At 65.4% G+C, this 16,914-nt stretch carries 14 protein-coding genes, 1 tRNA gene and 1 pseudogene; 11 read left to right on the forward strand and 5 right to left on the reverse strand.

Annotated features, from left to right (window positions below):
* Positions 1-131: 131 nt before the first annotated feature.
* Both OO71_RS49415 and OO71_RS53455 read right to left on the reverse strand, forming a co-directional pair.
* A complete protein-coding gene (locus OO71_RS49415) occupies positions 132-683 on the reverse strand; it encodes an ImmA/IrrE family metallo-endopeptidase (protein ID WP_084145422.1) in 552 nt (183 codons plus the stop codon).
* Complete coding sequence (locus OO71_RS53455) at positions 680-1,297, reverse strand: helix-turn-helix domain-containing protein (RefSeq protein WP_156096649.1); 618 nt, start codon at positions 1,295-1,297, stop codon at positions 680-682. The genes OO71_RS49415 and OO71_RS53455 overlap by 4 nt, the downstream gene beginning before the upstream one ends.
* On the opposite strand from OO71_RS53455, the gene OO71_RS53460 reads away from it, so the two are divergent.
* The 3 genes from OO71_RS53460 to OO71_RS31740 all read left to right on the forward strand — a co-directional run bounded on the left by OO71_RS53460 (position 1,184) and on the right by OO71_RS31740 (position 3,624).
* Positions 1,184-1,720 carry a cation:proton antiporter domain-containing protein gene (locus OO71_RS53460; protein ID WP_425388721.1) on the forward strand — a complete coding sequence of 179 codons (537 nt, stop codon included), beginning with the start codon at positions 1,184-1,186 and terminating at the stop codon, positions 1,718-1,720. The two genes, OO71_RS53455 and OO71_RS53460, sit on opposite strands and share 114 nt — an antisense overlap.
* Before the next feature lie 95 nt (positions 1,721-1,815).
* Positions 1,816-2,598, forward strand: a complete 783-nt coding sequence (locus OO71_RS49420; RefSeq protein WP_211260661.1) for an AAC(3) family N-acetyltransferase — start codon at positions 1,816-1,818, stop codon at positions 2,596-2,598.
* A gap of 33 nt (positions 2,599-2,631) precedes the next feature.
* On the forward strand, positions 2,632-3,624 hold the full coding sequence (locus OO71_RS31740) for a phenylacetate--CoA ligase family protein (protein WP_156096643.1): 993 nt from the start codon (positions 2,632-2,634) through the stop codon (positions 3,622-3,624).
* An 81-nt stretch (positions 3,625-3,705) separates the two neighbouring features.
* Here OO71_RS31740 and OO71_RS52515 read toward each other — a convergent pair.
* Positions 3,706-4,098: pseudogene (locus OO71_RS52515) on the reverse strand (IS5 family transposase); the annotation flags it as partial.
* A gap of 802 nt (positions 4,099-4,900) precedes the next feature.
* Between OO71_RS52515 and OO71_RS50460 the strand changes: the two are divergent.
* Both OO71_RS50460 and OO71_RS31755 read left to right on the forward strand, forming a co-directional pair.
* Positions 4,901-5,458, forward strand: coding sequence for an AAA domain-containing protein (locus tag OO71_RS50460; RefSeq protein WP_162186139.1), 558 nt, complete (start codon positions 4,901-4,903; stop codon positions 5,456-5,458).
* A gap of 530 nt (positions 5,459-5,988) precedes the next feature.
* On the forward strand, positions 5,989-7,200 hold the full coding sequence (locus OO71_RS31755) for a tyrosine-type recombinase/integrase (protein WP_162186140.1): 1,212 nt from the start codon (positions 5,989-5,991) through the stop codon (positions 7,198-7,200).
* 151 nt (positions 7,201-7,351) lie between these two features.
* Here the strand turns inward: OO71_RS31755 and OO71_RS31760 are convergent.
* A tRNA-Ala gene (locus OO71_RS31760) sits at positions 7,352-7,424 on the reverse strand.
* A gap of 372 nt (positions 7,425-7,796) precedes the next feature.
* Between OO71_RS31760 and OO71_RS31765 the strand changes: the two genes are divergently transcribed.
* The 3 genes from OO71_RS31765 to OO71_RS31775 all read left to right on the forward strand — a co-directional run bounded on the left by OO71_RS31765 (position 7,797) and on the right by OO71_RS31775 (position 13,111).
* Positions 7,797-9,935, forward strand: a complete 2,139-nt coding sequence (locus OO71_RS31765) for a coagulation factor 5/8 type domain-containing protein (RefSeq protein WP_425388722.1) — start codon at positions 7,797-7,799, stop codon at positions 9,933-9,935.
* 99 nt (positions 9,936-10,034) lie between these two features.
* Positions 10,035-11,687, forward strand: a complete 1,653-nt coding sequence (locus tag OO71_RS31770) for an NAD(P)/FAD-dependent oxidoreductase (RefSeq protein WP_033293636.1) — start codon at positions 10,035-10,037, stop codon at positions 11,685-11,687.
* A complete protein-coding gene (locus OO71_RS31775) occupies positions 11,684-13,111 on the forward strand; it encodes an ATP-binding protein (RefSeq protein ID WP_033293637.1) in 1,428 nt (475 codons plus the stop codon). The genes OO71_RS31770 and OO71_RS31775 overlap by 4 nt, the downstream gene beginning before the upstream one ends.
* A 291-nt stretch (positions 13,112-13,402) precedes the next feature.
* Here OO71_RS31775 and OO71_RS52520 read toward each other — a convergent pair whose 3' ends face one another.
* Positions 13,403-14,719, reverse strand: a complete 1,317-nt coding sequence (locus OO71_RS52520) for a hypothetical protein (protein WP_245633852.1) — start codon at positions 14,717-14,719, stop codon at positions 13,403-13,405.
* A gap of 209 nt (positions 14,720-14,928) precedes the next feature.
* Between OO71_RS52520 and OO71_RS31790 the strand changes: the two genes are divergently transcribed.
* From OO71_RS31790 to OO71_RS31800, 3 genes are read left to right on the forward strand one after another with little or no spacing between them, the layout of a single operon-like run.
* A complete protein-coding gene (locus OO71_RS31790; RefSeq protein WP_033293638.1) occupies positions 14,929-15,552 on the forward strand; it encodes a pentapeptide repeat-containing protein in 624 nt (207 codons plus the stop codon).
* Positions 15,553-15,600: 48 nt separating this feature from the next.
* Positions 15,601-16,200, forward strand: coding sequence for a sulfite oxidase-like oxidoreductase (locus OO71_RS31795; RefSeq protein ID WP_033293639.1), 600 nt, complete (start codon positions 15,601-15,603; stop codon positions 16,198-16,200).
* Complete coding sequence (locus tag OO71_RS31800; RefSeq protein ID WP_033293640.1) at positions 16,170-16,913, forward strand: ferredoxin reductase; 744 nt, start codon at positions 16,170-16,172, stop codon at positions 16,911-16,913. The genes OO71_RS31795 and OO71_RS31800 overlap by 31 nt, the downstream gene beginning before the upstream one ends.
* Position 16,914 lies beyond the last annotated feature (1 nt).

Here is a 16,914-nt window from a genome sequence, read left to right on the forward strand (position 1 = left end):
TGGCGAGCGCCAACTTCAGCCGGTGAAGGAAGCGCTCGGCGATTACCTGGACGCAGCGGGCCTGCCCGCGGCACGGCGACGATCGTGAACCGATCAGTTCATCTCGGATCGCTCCCACAGTGGCGGGCGGACTAGCGGGACGCCGCTTGCTTGGCGACGCCAGTGGTGTTGTATCGGAAGCGCGCCATCTCGACGGTCACGTCGTACTGATTGGCGATCTGCTCGATCGAGGCTCTGCGCCGCGCAGCGCTCAGAAGTAGGGGTCGAGGCAGGAGGAGTGTTCCCCCGAAGGCGGTGGCCTCTTCCTCTTCGTCCGGCTTGCAGGTCCGGAAGGGCATCCCGTCGACTTCGCGGATCTCCGACAGACCATGCTTGAGCATGAGGTGTGCGAGTTCGTGTGCGATGTCGCTGTTCTGGCGGCCAGTGTTGCGCAATGGGCTGACCACGATGATCTTGCGCCGCTCGATCTCGAAGGTGGCTGCGGAAAAAGCGAACGACTGGAGGTGCTCCAGATCTTCAAGCTCTGCAACATCTACAAGCTCACCCGCGTCAACGATCGAGACACCGAGGTGCTTGGCGAGGTCTCGCGGGTCAAGGCGATCGTGCGAGGCGAGACCCAGCTCCTTCCGGAATCTTGCCGCCTCTCGTTCGGCTTCAGCCTTGAACCCACGGCGTAGAGTCACAGCTCCCCGCCGGCCACGCGAGCTGCCAACTTGTCGTGCATCTCACCGAGGAGCGAGTTGAGGCGATGGGGAACCCCGGGGCGAAGCACAGATGCGGCGCGTAGGTGGCACGCCACTACCTGCCGCTGGGTCGGTGCCTTCGCAAGCACGTCGTACATATTGCGGAGGACGTCCGCAATCTTCGAGGCGGCGTCCGGCGCCAACCGCGGATCGGCGGCGAGGTGCGCGATCGCCTCGTCGATCGGGGCGACCTGGCGTTCGGTGACGGGCGTGAAGAACTGCCCCGGGGAGACGCCGAGCCATGCGCACAGGAGGGTGAACGAGGTGAGGTCGGGCTGAGCGCCAGCTTCGACGCGGGTGAAGGTACTGAAGCTGACGCCAGCTTCGGCTGCGGCTTGGCGCAGGGACAACTTCCCGCGGCGCTCGCGGAGTATCTCGCCCAGCCGGGCGAGATCGAGCCCCTCCACGCTCGGGGACGGACGCGATCGCCGTACCTGTTCATCCCGGTCACGGCCGGTGTGTTCCTGTCCTCGTACGCGACCACCTGGATCGGTATCCACGCCATTTTCGGGGCGTTCGTCTTCGGTCTGGTCCTGCCTCGGGAGCCGGGACATGAGCTGGCAGGGAGCATCCGCGACCCACTGGTCGCGGTGAGCACAATGCTGCTGCCGGTCTTCTTCATCGTGACCGGCCTCGCGGTGGACATCGGGGACCTCACGGGGCGCGGCGGGATCGAACTGGCAGTCATGATCGTGGTCGCATGTACCGGAAAGGTTGTCGGTTCCGCGTTACCGGCACGGCTCTTCGGAATGTCGTGGCCAGAGTCCGCAAAACTCGGGGTACTGATGAACACCCGTGGTCTCACCGGGCTCATCATCCTAAACGCAGGCATCGGCCTGGGAATTCTCGACACATCGATGTTCACCATGATGGTCATTACCGCACTGGTGACCACTGTCATCACGGGACCACTCCTGTTTTCCCGAACACCGCACTTCCTACCGGATTCTCGCCAAAGAGGTGCAGCCGGCTCGTAGCGGATGATCGGTACGGGCGGAGTTCTCCTGGCGGTTCCCTGTATCGTGGTCCGGGAGTTGGCAGATTATTCTGATCGGGTGGGGTGTGGGCTGCTGTGAGCTTTCGGAACGAAAAGGTTGACGCGGATCTGCTATTCGAGGGACTGCGTGATCTCGGCGTGAGCAACGGGGCAAACCTGATCGTGCATTCCTCTCTGTCCGCCTTCGGTGAAGTTGCCGGCGGCGCCGAAGCTGTGGTGCGATCTCTAATGCGCGCAGTCGGGGCCTCGGGGACGGTTGTCGTCCCTACCTTCACGGGGCAGGTTGCCGACCCCCATCCCGATTCGCGTACGACGGGGGACCGCCGTGTGGACCTCGCGCGTCGGCAGGTACCGCTCTTCCACAAAGATCTCCCTACGCCGATGGGGAAGATTCCCAATACCGTCCTGGCCTGGTCTGGACGGCACCGTAGCCATCACCCCCAGGTCTCCGTGGCAGCGCTCGGCGCGCACGCTCTTGATGTGACGCGACGGCAACCGCTGGCCTACGCAGTGGGAAAGGGATCACCGTTCGATTGGCTGCACCATCACGACGCACAGATCCTGTTGCTCGGCGTCGGCCACAACCGCAACTCCTTTCTGCATTACGCCGAATCGCTCATACCTAACCATCGGCGGAAGCTTCGGCGGTTTCCCTACCTGGTGGAGCAGCAGCGAGTTTGGGTGGAGGCTGATGACGTCGGGGACGACAACGGCCGCTTCTTTCCTCGCGTCGGAGCAGAGTTCGGTGAACTTGGAAACATCAAGCGAAGCGTGATCGGGCGTGCTACTTGCGAGCTGATCGACAGCGTTTCGTTTGTTGAATTTGCCAGTAAGAGACTCGAAGAACTTCTGAGCTGAAATGCGCAGTCGGTCAAGAGGAGGGCTTCAGTGTTGACCACTTCGGAAAAGTACTTCAATCTCGGTCAATTTGTCGTACCGAAATACAACCAAGAGGCACTGGCGAGGGAATGGCGGTTCATTTGGCGGGAACCCGCATTGGCGTTCTACCGGAGCAAGTACTCCAGCAAGGGATTGATACCCGGACACCTCCCCGCGCAGGATCAGATCCCAATTACGTATGCTCGCGAACTCAGACAGGACGAAGCGGACCATCCGCCGTACGGTACGCATCGAGCGGTCATCCCCGAGACCGCCCGCGAGCTCTCGGTAAGCCAGGACGTCAGCGGGCAACGATTTCTCCGTCTGCGCAGCGAGCGCGACATGCAGGTCCACGACGACATCCTTGCCGGCACCCTGAAAACCGTTGGAATACAAGGTCACGACCTTGTCGTACACGTGTCTTTGCAGAGCCTCGGCGAGCCAGCGATCTGCCGTGCTCTGCACCAGATCAACGCGACCTCGTTCCCCCTGTCGGCTCCCGTCGACGACCATGCCGCCGAAGGTCATCTGGCATTGTGGAGGCGCCTCAGGCCCCGCGTTCTCTTTACATCGCTCGACGTGCTGATCCGATATCTACGAGTGGCATCGAATCAAGGGATCCGCATGCGGGACGTGTTCTCGGGTGGCTGCGTCGTTGCCGTCGATTCTCCTCTGTCCCCCGAAGACAGCCTGTTCATCAGACAGCTGTCCGACGGCGGGACTCCGGTACGGGTCGTGGACGTCGTACCAGAGGTGCCCGCGTTCATTGCTGTCGACTGCTCAGCAACCGGCGGTTTCCACCTGCCCAGTCACCATCTTCACTTACAGGTCTGCGACCCCTTGACAGGCCGGGAACTCCCCTGCGGCGAGCCGGGACACATCACGGTCAGCAGCGTTGGCCTCGACACGCTGTGGATCAAGTACGATAGCGGAAGGGAGGGAGTTGTCGACCGATCACTCTGCGAATGCGGGCATTCGAGCGTTCGATACACGCCGATTCGATAGCCTCATCCTGAATTCCCCACGCCACAACAGCGTCAACAACGTCGGCCGTGCCCGTCCACCCCGGATGGTCCCCGGCTAGACGTCCCCTGCCTGTCCCGGAGTGAGGATCACCGCCAAGGGCAGACCCGCGACGTCGACGGCCAGATGGATCTTGGTGGTCAGCCCTCCCCGGGAACGCCCGAGGCACTCCCCGTCGACGGCGAGGTCCTCGATCCGGTCCGCGCAGCCCCCTTTTTTCCGGGCACCGGCCGCGTGCTGATGCGCCTGGACGCTCGTGGAATCGACACTGATCACAAACTCGACATTGTCCCCCAACGTGCCCAGGGAATCGTCTTTGACGATCACCTGCTCCAGGATCCGGTCCCAGGTCCCGTCCGCGGTCCACTTCCGCAACCGCTCGTGCGCGGTCTTCCAGGGCCCGTACCGCTCAGGCAGATCACGCCATGGTGCACCGGTGCGCTCGTGCCACAGAATCGGCGGCCGAGGCGGCCACCAACGCGATCCTGACCGACCTCGCGGAGCGACCACAGGGCCGTGGTCGTGGACTCGCCGCCCGGAGCCGGCAAAAGCACCCTGGTGGTCCGCGCCGCCGGAGACCTCCTCGGCGGCGGCGAGCGGCCGATCATCGTCGCCCAGACGAACAACCAGGTCGACGACCTGCTCGTCCGGCTCGCCGCCGCACATCCGGACGTCACGATCGGCCGCCTGAGCGGCTCCTCCTACACCGCATCGCTGGCCGTCGACGCCCTCGCGAACACGACCGTAACCAACCGCGCCGCGGACCTCGCCCACTGCGGGATCATCGTCGGTACCTCGGCCAAGTGGGCCACCGTCCGCGATACCGCGTTCAGATGGGCGATCCTCGACGAGTCCTACCAGATGCGGTCGGACATGCTGCTGCAGGTCGTCGAGCGGTTCGACCGCGGCTTGTTCGTGGGCGACCCCGGGCAACTGGACCCGTTCACCATCGTCGGCACCGAACGATGGGTCGGCCTGCCCCACGACCCGACCCAAAACGGCGTCACCGTGATGCTGGAACACAACCCGGACACACCCGTGCATCGGCTGCCGGTGTCCTGGCGCCTTCCGGTGACCGCAGCTCCCATCATCGCCCAGGCGTTCTATCCGTTCACCGGATTGAGGTTCCCCCGGTTGCCCGGAGGCTTTGGCAAAGCGGGGGAACCTCAGATTCACCGCGGGCACCGCACCTGGCGCACGTTCCCTGGAGTTCCGCACGAGAAGTCTCGGCAACTCCGCCTTGGACGAGACCTTGACGATGGCCTTCACCACCGGTTGGGCCTTGCACGAATTGCCGCGGCGCCACGTGCCCCGGACCGACAGCGAGACAATCCAGACCGCCGCCGACCTCGCCGTCCGGCTGCTCGACCGCGGAACGGTAGCCACCTGCGAACGCCACGCCAGCGGACGAGTCCTGAAACCGCGCGACATCGCGATCGGCGTCGCTCACCGCGACCAATCCGACCTCGTCCGGATCGCGCTGGCCCGCAGCGGCCGGCCGGACGCCACGGCAGTCGCGGTCGACACGGCCAACCGGCTGCAGGGTCGCGAGTTCGAGATCGTGATCGTCGTGCATCCGCTGTCCGGTCGACGAGATGCGACTGCTTTCCACCTGGAGACCGGACGGCTGTGCGTGCTCGCGTCCCGTCACCGGCACGCGTGCATTGTCGTTGCTCGCGAAGGAATCACCGATCTCCTGGACAGCCACCCGTCCAGCGACCCGGTGCACCTGTCGGTGCCCGCTAAATTCCCCGACGGCTGGGAAGCCAACCAAGTCATGATGGCGACGCTTGCACGGCACCGCGTAGCGGTCTGATCGCGAGCAGCCGCTCGTTGCGCGGCCGGATTCCGCATGCAGGGTGGCTACGGGGCGCTCGACGCGTAACCATCGTGGCGAGGGCGCAATGAGTCCAGCCCCATACGATCGCATCGGCGTCGCTGTAGTTTGACTCACTGATTCTCGTGGGCAGGTGCAGTCGTTGGTCTCACTACAGATGTTCGATCTCGAAATTGCTGCGCATCGTTGGCTGTCATTCCGTGTCACGGGCCTGATGTTTGCGCCGGTCGTTGCTGCTGAGGCTGATCGCGTCGTCATTGGTTCTTCCGCATTAACTTTGGCGTCCAGAGAACGCGCGCTGTCAGCGCGAGCCGTTTGTGCTGCCGGTGCGCAGGATCTGCTCCTGATGAACCCGTTGTCGGGCAACCTTCGCTGGTTGGCTACGGCCTTGACACGGCGTCTCCCGCGGTGGATGACGGGTTTGTCGGTGTTGGCGCTGGTGCGTGGAGGTTGTTATGGCGTGGGTGGAGCAATCTGGGAGTTGTTCGTGGCGGGTTCGGTATCGGCGGGTGTCGGGGCGTGTGGCGTCGGTGGGTGGTTTCGTCAGCGAGGACACGGCGCGTGACTACCTGGCCGATATGGCGGCGGATCGGCGGCGCGGCACGTGGATCGATCCGGTCGGTGGTCGGATGTTGTTGCGCGCGTGGGTGGAGCGGTGGGTTCCGTCGTTGGATCTGGATGAGAGGACGGTTGAGAGTTATTGCAGCAGGCTGCGGTGTCACATCCTGCCGGAGTTCGGGGAAATGCCGTTGGGTGCGATTACGAGTTTGGACATCGCGTTGTGGGCCAAGCGGCTCTCTGCGCGGTATGTGCCGGCGACGGTGTCGGGTTTGGTGAATCTGTTGTCGATGATCCTGGCGGATGCGGTCGATGAGCGGTTAATAGCGGTGAATCCGGTTCATCGGCATCGGCATCGTCGTCGAGGGCGACGGTCGCGGTATGTTCGCGCAGAGCGGGTGTGGGCGACGCCGGAGCAGGTGGTGCAGGTCGCAGCCCAGGCCGAGCAGTTCGGCGGCCGGGCGGCGTTCCTGTTGGTCGTCACGGCGGCGTGGACGGGGTGCCGGTGGGGCGAGCTGGCGGGTCTGCATCGCAGCATGGTCGATCTCGACCGGGGTGTCCTGGTGATCGACCGGTTCCTGGGGTCGTTGCACGAGTCGGGTCGTCGCAGATGGCTGGGGCCGCCGAAGACGCCGTCGTCGGCGCGGCGGATCAGCCTGCCGCCGTTCCTGGTAGAGCTGTTGCGGGAGCATTTGGAGACGCATCCGTTCGAGTTCGTGTTCACGACGCCGTCGGGTTGCTGGTGGTGGCGGTCGACATTCATCCGGCGGGTGTTCCGGCCCGCGGTCGACGGCACGCGGGACGGCCGCGCTGTCGCGGTGCGGCCGGGGTTGACGTTTCACGGGTTGCGGCACAGTCACAAGACGTGGCTGATCGCGGACGCGGTGCCGGAGATCGCGCAGGCTCGCCGGCTCGGCCACCGGCTGGACAACCGGGTGGTGGAGACCTACAGCCACGTCGCCCCGAGGTCGAAGCCCGACTGCTGGACGGGCTGGAAGAGCGCTGGCAGGCCGCCATCCCCGCCAACCCGCCGCCTACCCCGCAACCCCCGGTCTCAGCTGAGGAGGAATGGCTCGCGCCGGTTGTCCCCCTCTTCGCCGGAACGCGGGACACCTATTCCTCGCTGCCGAAATACCGGACGCCGCAACGGAAACGACCGATAGAAAAGAGGCCGAGGCGGCTTACCGCGCCCCGGAACTGCTCCAGCGGAGCAGCGGCCACAACCTCGATCATGACCCTGCAAGATCGGACCCACTATGCGGAAAACCCCTCCGACCAGCCGAAACGGCTCGCTCGAAGGGGTTCCCTGCGTTGTGGAGCTAAGGGGACTCGAACCCCTGACCCCCTCACTGCCAGTGAGGTGCGCTACCAGCTGCGCCATAGCCCCGAGGCGAAGGTGAACTCCGCATCTCGTACGGACGTACAGTACACCCCGCCTGCGGACCCTCCGGCGGGGGGTCCGTTGACTGTCACGCGCAGGATGAGCGATTGGTCGAGGTGAGCAGGTGAGATGCTCGCTACGGGTTGGTCGCGAGAACTTCGTGCAGGCAGACTGCCCTTTCTGACTTATTTTTAGCCGTGTATTGAACGTTGACGTGTCCGCCGTTACATTCCTCGGCGGTGTGGCACGGGAGTCCCATTCTCCTCGCTTGGTCTCGACGGGCGTTGGACTTGTCCCTTGCCTGCGGGGTGCCCGTGTTGTGGCGAAGGAGGTTCGATGAGCTCTCGATTACGGAGAGTGTCGATCTTCCTGCTGTCCATGCTGGTGGCCTCCGCTGGATATCACCCGATGGCGCAAGCAGGAGTCGCGTCGGGGCGTGCGGGCTCCGGTTCGGGTACGCATGACGAGCCGTGTGTGGATTCGCTGGCAGTTGAGGGAGCCGACAAACTGGTACGGCCGTACACCTGCCGCGGAACAAACGCGCACAGTCGGGATTTCCGACTCACCCGCGAGGGCGATACGCGTCAGGCCACGCGTTTCGACTCGCTCCGCGCTCCGAAGGTCACGAGCTCCTCGCCCGGTCATCGCGGTTCGGCGCCGTCGCAGCTGCCCCTTTCCGGCCTCGACCAGCGCCAGCGAGCAAGCTCAACCGCTTCCGTTGCTTTCCCCTCCCCACGTCATGACGGCGAAATGTGTCCCGATGCACCAATCACCCAAGGCGGCCGACCGCAGCAGTACGCCTGTCACGGCACTGCCGCCCGATCATTCACACTGACTCCCGTGGGTGGCACTACTCCTCCGCCGCCGGGGCAGCCGGACCTGGGGCCGAACGTCGTCGTTTTCGATCCGTCGATGCCGGGTGCGAGCATCCAAAGCAGACTGGACGGGATCTTCGCCGGGCAGGAGAAGAACCAGTTCGGCAGCCAGCGTTACGCCCTGCTCTTCAAACCGGGCACGTACTCCAACGACGTGAACGTGGGCTTCTACACGCAGGTTCTCGGCTTGGGCAGTACGCCCGATGCGGTGACGATCAACGGCGCAGTGCATGTGGAGGCGGACTGGTTCCCGCCCCACAATGCGACCCAGAACTTCTGGCGTGGTGCGGAGAACCTTTCCGTGAACCCGGTCGGGGGCACGGATCGGTGGGCCGTTTCGCAAGCGAGCCCGTACCGCCGGATGCACGTCCGCGGCGACCTCCAGCTCGATGACGGCGGCTGGTCCAGCGGGGGCTGGATCGCCGATTCGAAAATCGACGGCCAGGTGCGCTCCGGCTCGCAGCAGCAGTGGATCTCGCGTGACTCGCAGTTCGGCGGTTGGAGCGGCTCCAACTGGAACATGGTCTTCGTCGGTGTCCACGGTGCGCCGGCGGGTACTTTCCCGAATCCGCCGTACACGACGGTCGATCAGGCACCGGTCGTGCGCGAGAAGCCGTATCTCCACGTGGACGAGTCCGGCGACTACCGTGTATTCGTACCCGCTCTGCGGACCAACACTTCCGGCGTCACTTGGGACCACGGCGACGCGCCGGGTACCTCGCTGCCGATCGAGCGGTTCTTCATCGTCAAGCCCGGCGCGACCGCGGCGGACATGAACACGGCTCTGGCGGCGGGCAAGAACCTGCTGATCACCCCGGGCGTGTACCACCTCGACCAGACACTGCATGTGACCCGCCCCGACACGGTGGTGCTCGGGCTGGGGATCGCGACCCTGGTGCCGGACGGTGGAATCACCGCGATGACAGTGGACGACGTGGACGGGGTGAAGATCGCCGGCCTGCTCCTCGACGCCGGAACGACCTCGTCGGCCACACTCATGCAGGTGGGAACTCCCGGATCGGACGCAGACCACTCGGCGAATCCGACCTCGCTGCACGACGTCTTTTTCCGTGTCGGCGGCGCCGTTGCCGGCAAGGCGCGGACAAGCCTCGTCGTCAACAGCAACGACGTGATCGGTGACCACATGTGGATCTGGCGGGCCGACCACGCCGCCGACGACAGCTTCGTCGGGTGGGACGCCAACACGGCCGACACGGGCCTGGTGGTGAATGGCGACGACGTGACCACCTATGGGCTTTTCGTCGAACACTTCCAACGAACTCAGGTGGTCTGGAACGGCAACGGCGGGCGTACGTACTTCTTTCAGAACGAGATGCCCTACGACGTCCCCGACCAGGCGAGCTGGATGGACGGCACAGCGGAGGGTTACTCCGCGTACCAGGTTGCTCCTGGGGTGACCAGCCACGAGGCATGGGGCCTTGGCAGTTACTGCTTCTTCGATATCAACCCGTCGGTCGCCAGCGCGCACGCCTTCGAGGCGCCGGTCACTCCGCACGTGCGATTCCACGACATGGTGACGGTTTCCCTCAACGACCGGGGCACCATCACGCACGTGATCAATGACAGTGGTGAGACGACCCCACCGGGTACGAAACCGGTGAACTTGGTGCGCTATCCGTAGCCGCCACCTGGACAACCGGTGCCCGCCGTGGTGGCGGGCACCGGTCCCCGGCTCTGCTGGCTGCCCCGGCGACCGGGGCGAGGCCGTAGGCTGTCGCGTGTGAGCCAGCCGATCCTGATGACCGTCGACGACGATCCCGCCGTTTCGCGGTCGGTGGCGCGGGACTTGCGCCGCCGCTACGGCAAGGACTACCGGGTGATCCGGGCCGATTCGGGCGCCGACGCCCTCGACGCACTGCGCGAGATCAAGCTGCGCGGGGACGCCGTCGCGGCGATCCTCGCCGACTACCGCATGCCGCACATGGACGGCATCGTCTTCCTGGAGAAGGCGATGGACCTTTTCCCCAACGCCCGGCGGGCTCTGCTGACCGCCTATGCCGACACCGACGCCGCGATCCAGGCGATCAACGTGGTCGACGTCGACCATTACCTGCTCAAGCCGTGGGACCCGCCCGAGGAGAAGCTGTACCCCGTCATCGACTCGCTCGTCGAGACCTGGCTCGCGGTCGGTGACCGTCCGGTGGAGGAGACGAAGCTGATCGGGCACCGGTACTCGGCGCCGTCGTTCCGCGTGCGCGACTTCCTCGCCCGCAACGCGGTGCCGTACCGGTGGTATTCGGTCGACGACGAGGAAGGCGGGCGCATTCTCCAGGCAGCCGCCGCTTGCGAGACCGACATCCCGGTGGTCGTCACGCCGGACGGCACGGTGCTGAAGCAGCCCTCGGGCAGCGAGATCGCCGACGCCGTGGGGCTTTCGACCCGGCCCGCGCAGGATTTCTACGATCTCGTGGTGATCGGTGGCGGACCGGCCGGGCTCGGCGCCGCGGTGTACGGAGCGTCCGAAGGCTTGCGCACCGTGCTCGTCGAAAGGAAGGCCACCGGCGGCCAGGCGGGAACCAGTTCGCGAATCGAGAACTACCTCGGATTCCCGGATGGCGTCTCCGGCGCGCAGCTCACCGATCGCGCCCGGCGCCAGGCACAGAAATTCGGCGCCGAGGTCCTTACGGCGCGTGACGTCGTCGGCTTGGAACCGCGCGGATCCAGCCGCGTGGTCACGTTCGGCGACGGCTCCGAGATCGTGGCGCACTCCGTCATCCTCTCCAGCGGGGTCACTTACCGGGCGCTCGAAGCCGACGGCATCGAGGAACTGACCGGCAGGGGCGTCTATTACGGGTCTGCGGCGACCGAGGCGCCCGAATGCTCGAACGACCACGTGTACATCGTCGGCGGTGCGAACTCCGCCGGTCAGGCCGCGGTGTTCTTTGCGCGCTACGCCGCGGACGTGACACTGCTGGTTCGCGGTGCGTCGCTGGAAGCGTCGATGTCGCACTACCTCATCGAGCAGCTCGCCGGTATCGACAACGTCCATGTACGCACGCACACCACGGTGGTCAAAGCACATGGGGCCGATCACCTCGAGGCCATCACGGTCTGCGAAGACGGCGTGACCGAGACACTCGACACGGGGCACCTCTTCATCTTCATCGGAGCCGCTCCGCGTACGGAGTGGCTGGGGGCGGGCATCCTGCGGGACGCCCACGGATTCGTGCGTACCGGCCCGGACCTCGTCGAGGACGGACGCCGGCCGCCTGGCTGGAACCTGGACCGCGATCCGCACTACCTCGAATCGTCAGTGCCCGGCGTGTTCGTGGCCGGTGATGTTCGGTCCCAGTCGGTGAAACGCGTGGCCTCCGCCGTCGGCGAGGGAGCCATGGCCGTGACCCTGGTCCACCGGTACCTGGAGGAACAGTGACTCAGCCCGCTTTGCCGCGCGAGGAACTGCGCGGTCTGTTCCTGTTCGAGCACCTCTCCGATTCGCAGCTCGACTGGATCGAACAGCACGCTGTGCTGGAGGAGTTCAAGGCGGACACCGTGGTGATCCGCGAGGGGGACCCGGCGACCTGCTTCTACGTGCTGCTGGGCGGTGCCCTCCGGATGACTCGCGAGGTGGCCGGGGCCGAGGTCGAGATGAAGCGCTCCGACCAGCGCGGATCCTATTGCGGGGCAACGCAATTCCTGGCCTACCAGGACAGCGAGGCCACCTATGGTGCGTCCATCCACGCGGTGAGCGACCTGACGTTTCTCACGCTCCCCGCCGCGGAGTTCTCTGTGCAATTCCGGCAATGGTTCCCGATGGCGGCGCACCTGCTCGAGGGCATGTATCTCGGCTGGCGCAACGCTGATGCGCTGGTTTCGTCGCGCCGTCGGCTCGTTGCGCTCGGCGAGCTGTCCGCCGGGCTGATGCACGAACTCAACAATCCCGCGGCGGCTGCTGTACGGGCGACTGCCGCGTTGCGGGAACGGGTCGGCGGCATGCGGCACAAGCTCGCGATCCTGGCGAAGAAGGACATCGACCCGGATCTGCTCGAGCTGCTTCTCGACGTGCAGGAGCGACTGGTCAAGCAGGTCGGCGACGCACCCAAGCTCACCGCGATGCAGCAGTCCGACCGTGAAGACGAGATCGGCGACTGGCTCGACGAGCATGGCATCGACCAAGGCTGGGACCTCGCCAGCATTTTCGTCGCCGCCGGGCTCACCACGGAGAATCTCGACCACGTTCTCGAGTCGGTGGGCGAAGGATTGCTCGACGGAGCCATCCGCTGGCTCGCCTATGCACTCGAGACCGAGATGCTGATGGGCGAAATCGAAGACTCGACGGCCCGCGTCTCCGCGCTTGTCGGCGCAGCGAAGCAGTACTCGCAGATGGACCGCGCACCACACCAGTTCATCGACGTCCACGAAGGGCTCGACTCCACCCTGGTGATGATGTCGGGCAAGCTCGGCGACGGAGTCCGTGTGGTCAAGGAGTACGACCGCTCGATCGACCGCATTCCCGCCTACGCCGCCGAGCTGAACCAGGTGTGGACCAACATCATCGACAATGCCGTCGGCGCGATGGGTGGCCATGGCACGTTGACGCTGCGGACCTGGCAGGTCGGCAAGCAGGTGCGAGTCGAGATCGGGGACACCGGACCGGGTATTCCGGAAGAGGTGCGCCAGCGGATCTTCGAGCCGTTCTTCACCACCAAGGGCGTGGGCGAAGGCACCGGGCTGGGCCTGGACATTTCGTGGCGCATTGTCGTGGAGCGGCATTCCGGCGACATCAAGGTGACGTCGGAACCGGGCGACACCCGGTTCGAGGTCTGTCTTCCCGTGGAAGAGCAAGCGTCGCTCTGAATGTGCGCTTGCCCGCGCGGGCACTGCGGATGGCCGGGTTCTTCGGAATCGGCGGATGGTGACTGTCATCGGTTTATCCCCTCGGAGCGGTTTGACGGCTCGCTTCCGAGGTTAGCCGACTGCGGCGACAGGTTTTTCGACGGTTTTCGAGTTTCCCTTGTGTACCAACGATTTTTGTGAAATCCCCGATCGGGTGATGTTTTCGAACCCGTGTTCGAGCATGCTGGGTTGAGGTGGTGCTGCACCCATTCGTCGGGCCCGGAAGTCGGCCCGGTGGGTATCGCCGCCGGTTCAGGGGAGGGACCGTGTTCCAAATCCGGGAAGTGTCAACGTCATTGCTGCTGTCGTCAGCCAGTTCAGTATGTCCGGCAAGGGGATCCGGGCCAGCCGCCCGGGCCATTCGTCGGCTGCGATCGTCAGCCGGAGCTCGTTCTCGTCCGGCCGGATTCCGTTCAGGCGCAGGCCTTTCGGAAGGTCCGGAAGGGGAAGCACAATCGGCCGGACCCGCTTCGGTGCGCGCATCGTCCACCGTCCGATGTGGAGCTTCGCGGGAGTCAGTACCACCTCGGTCCCGTCGATTCCGGCGACCAGGGTCAGATGCCCCCAGTGCGGATGCTTTCGCCATCGCACATGGAACCCGTCTGCATGAGGTGTTGCGATCAAGTCCGGGCGTGCCGCGGCAACCCGATCCCGAAGCACCTCGCCGTTCACTTCGATCTCGAGCCAGACTGAAGCTGGAATCACTGCTGGCGAAGGCAATCCGCGTAGCCGCACGTCCTTGGCGAGCACGGTCACGCGGCGCAGCGGAATCCGGTCCACGACTGGGTGCGCGTCTGTTCCGATGGTCGGCCCAGTTGTGCGCACAGGTTCGCGATCATTGCCGTGAAACCGCGCGACTCGCCGGGAAGTCGGTTGTGCTGGCTCGTGCGGTTCAGCGCTCGTTGCCGGAGATGTGCTCGCTGGCCTGGGTACTGCGTTTGCCTCCGGTGCGGTGGCTTGGAGATCGTGCTCCGCAGTGGAGTCGCCCGGTGGTGTGGTTTCGCCGCGTTCGCCAGGGTGTCCGATGGCTCGGCCGTCGGCCGGGTTCGGCTGCTCGGTCAGGTCGGGGGTCCGACGCTTCGTGCCCGGCGTTTTCCCTGCCTCACCAGGATCGGTTTGCTGCGGTGTGTCCGCTTGCCATTGATTACCGGCAACAGCACCGGAAGCGGCCGCGGTGGTCGGGTCCGACTTTTCATCACGCGCGCTCGACGTTGTTGCGGCCCCTCCGGTACGAGGCTCATCAGGGTGGCCGACGGCCTGTTCCGCGGGCGCCGCCGACGTGGCCGGCGCCGGCCAGTCGACATCCTCGGCAACGATGCGGACATCGCCGAGGCGGCCGGTGGCCAGCCGGAGCGAATCCGCCGGGTAGTCCAGCTCGGTCAGGGTCAGACCCACCTCGTGGCCTTCCACCGTTGTCGTGAGGCGGCGGCCGACCAGCTGTTCGGTGATCGTGCGGGCGAGGGCTGCCGGAGTCGTGGGTACTGCGGGCATCAGCGCTCGTCCCGCGGCTGCCAGGCTCGACAACTCCGGCCAGGGCACCCAGGCATCGAACCATCGGCCTTCGCTCATCCGGCCATCGTATGGCGGTCCCGGGAAGACCGCTTCTCGCTGTGGCATGCGCCGCGTTGCGGAGGGGAAGAGATCGACGACGCAAAGCTGTCGAGCTGCAGGAGGTCTACCAGGCGAGGTCGGAGCCAACCTGGCCGGCGCGACCTGGATGTCGAGACGCCGAGTGTCCGGCATTCAGACCGGCTACCGATCGGAACTAAGGTTGGCGGATGCCTGAAGACGACCCGGAGCCGGCTGACGTCGAGACGGTCGAGGAACGCGCCTATCGTCGGGAGGATTGGTACGGAGAGGAGTTCACGGCGCGGCGGTTCGTGCGCTGCGAGTTCCACGAGGTCGACCTCACCGAGGCGGTAACGCGTGGTGTCACGTTCCTGGACTGCGTGTTCGGCAACGTGCAGTTCAACGCTTCACGACACACCGACTCGGCGTTCACCGGATGCACCTTCACCCGATGCAATCTGTTCGACACCGAGTTCACCGGATGCAAGCTCGTCGGCAGCCGTTTCGGCGAATGCGATCTGCGTCCGATGCGCATCACCGGCGGAGACTGGTCTTTCGTCGGACTGGCCGGCGCGGACCTGCGTGGGGTCACCTTCCAAGGGGTGCGGATGCGAGAGGCGGATCTCACCAAGGCGAACTGCGGTGGTGCGGTGTTCGCTGACGTCGATCTGTCCGCTGCGGAGCTGGAGGACATCGATCTCACCCGCGCTGAGCTGCGAGGGAGTGATCTGTCATCGCTTGACCCGACTCGTGCGTCGCTGGCCGGTGCGATCGTGTCGTCCGATCAGGCATCGGTACTTGTCACCTCGCTCGGACTGCAGGTACGCGGGTAGCCTCGCGTCCTGGCGGCCGAGATGCCGTGTACATCCGGAGGGAGCGCGATGGGAGTCGTCACACCTGGGTTCACCGGACGTGCACGTGGGGACAACCCGCGGTTGCCGCCGGGGCAGTATCTCACCGACGACTTCCCGGTCCTTTCGGCCGGGCCGACACCGCGGACAAGCACGGAGCGATGGGAGTTCGCTGTCGTCACTGAGCGAGGTGAACGCCGAACATGGTCGTGGCGGGAGTTCATGGCGATGCCGAGCGACAAGGTCACGGTGGACATCCACTGCGTCACCCAATGGTCCAAACTGGACACTCGTTGGCGTGGAGTGCCGGTGGACGCCCTCGTCGGCGACCTCGACACTGCCGCTGACTATGTGATGGCCCATTCCGACGGCGGCTATACCACTAACCTTCCGCTCGCTGACCTGCTGGACGGTCAAGCGTGGATCGCCTATGAGTACGGGGGCAAGCCGCTCACTCCGGAGCACGGCGGGCCTGCTCGCTTGCTGGTGCCACATCTGTATTTCTGGAAGTCAGCGAAGTGGGTGCGCGAACTGCGGCTCACCACCAAGGACGACCCGGGCTTTTGGGAAACGGCCGGCTACCACGACTACGGAGACCCATGGCGGGAACAGCGGTATCAGGGCGACTAGCGTGGCGTGTTGCCCGCCTCGCGGAGATCCGGCAGGAGACACCGACTGCTCGCACTCTCGTTTTCGACCTGCCGGGCTGGCCAGGGCATGTCGCGGGGCAGCACGTCGACGTGCGCCTCACTGCGGCCGACGGCTACACCGCGCAGCGCAGTTATTCGCTCGCCGCACCAGCGAACGGTGGCCGGATCGAGCTGACCGTGCAGCGGGTACCCGACGGTGAGGTATCCGAGCACCTGACGGGCCCGTACGCGGTCGAGGATCCGGTCGAGGTCCGTGGCCCGATCGGTGGCTGGTTCGTGTGGCACTCCGCCGACCCTGCGCCGGTGCTGCTTGTCGCCGGTGGGGCGGGCATCGTGCCGCTGATGTCGATGATCCGTGCCCGGCGAGCGGCCGGCAATAAGGCGTTGTTCCGGCTGGTCTACTCGCTCCGCACTCCCGCCGAGCTCTACTACGCCGAGGAACTTCGCCGACCGTACGCCGGCCTGGACATCACGTACGTCTACACCCGCGAACTCCCGGAAGGCAGGCCGGGAATTCCGCGGCGCATTGATGTTGCCACGTTGGGCACCGCCGCGTGGCCGGCCGAATTCGGTGCCACCACTTACATTTGCGGGCCGACCGGGTTCGTCGAGACCGCCGCCGACATCATGCTTGCGCTGGGACATTCGCCGCACTCGATACGGACTGAACGGTTCGGTCCCAGCCGGGACTGAA

Source organism: Amycolatopsis jejuensis (assembly GCF_000717335.1).
In the GTDB taxonomy this organism is placed as follows: domain Bacteria; phylum Actinomycetota; class Actinomycetes; order Mycobacteriales; family Pseudonocardiaceae; genus Amycolatopsis; species Amycolatopsis jejuensis.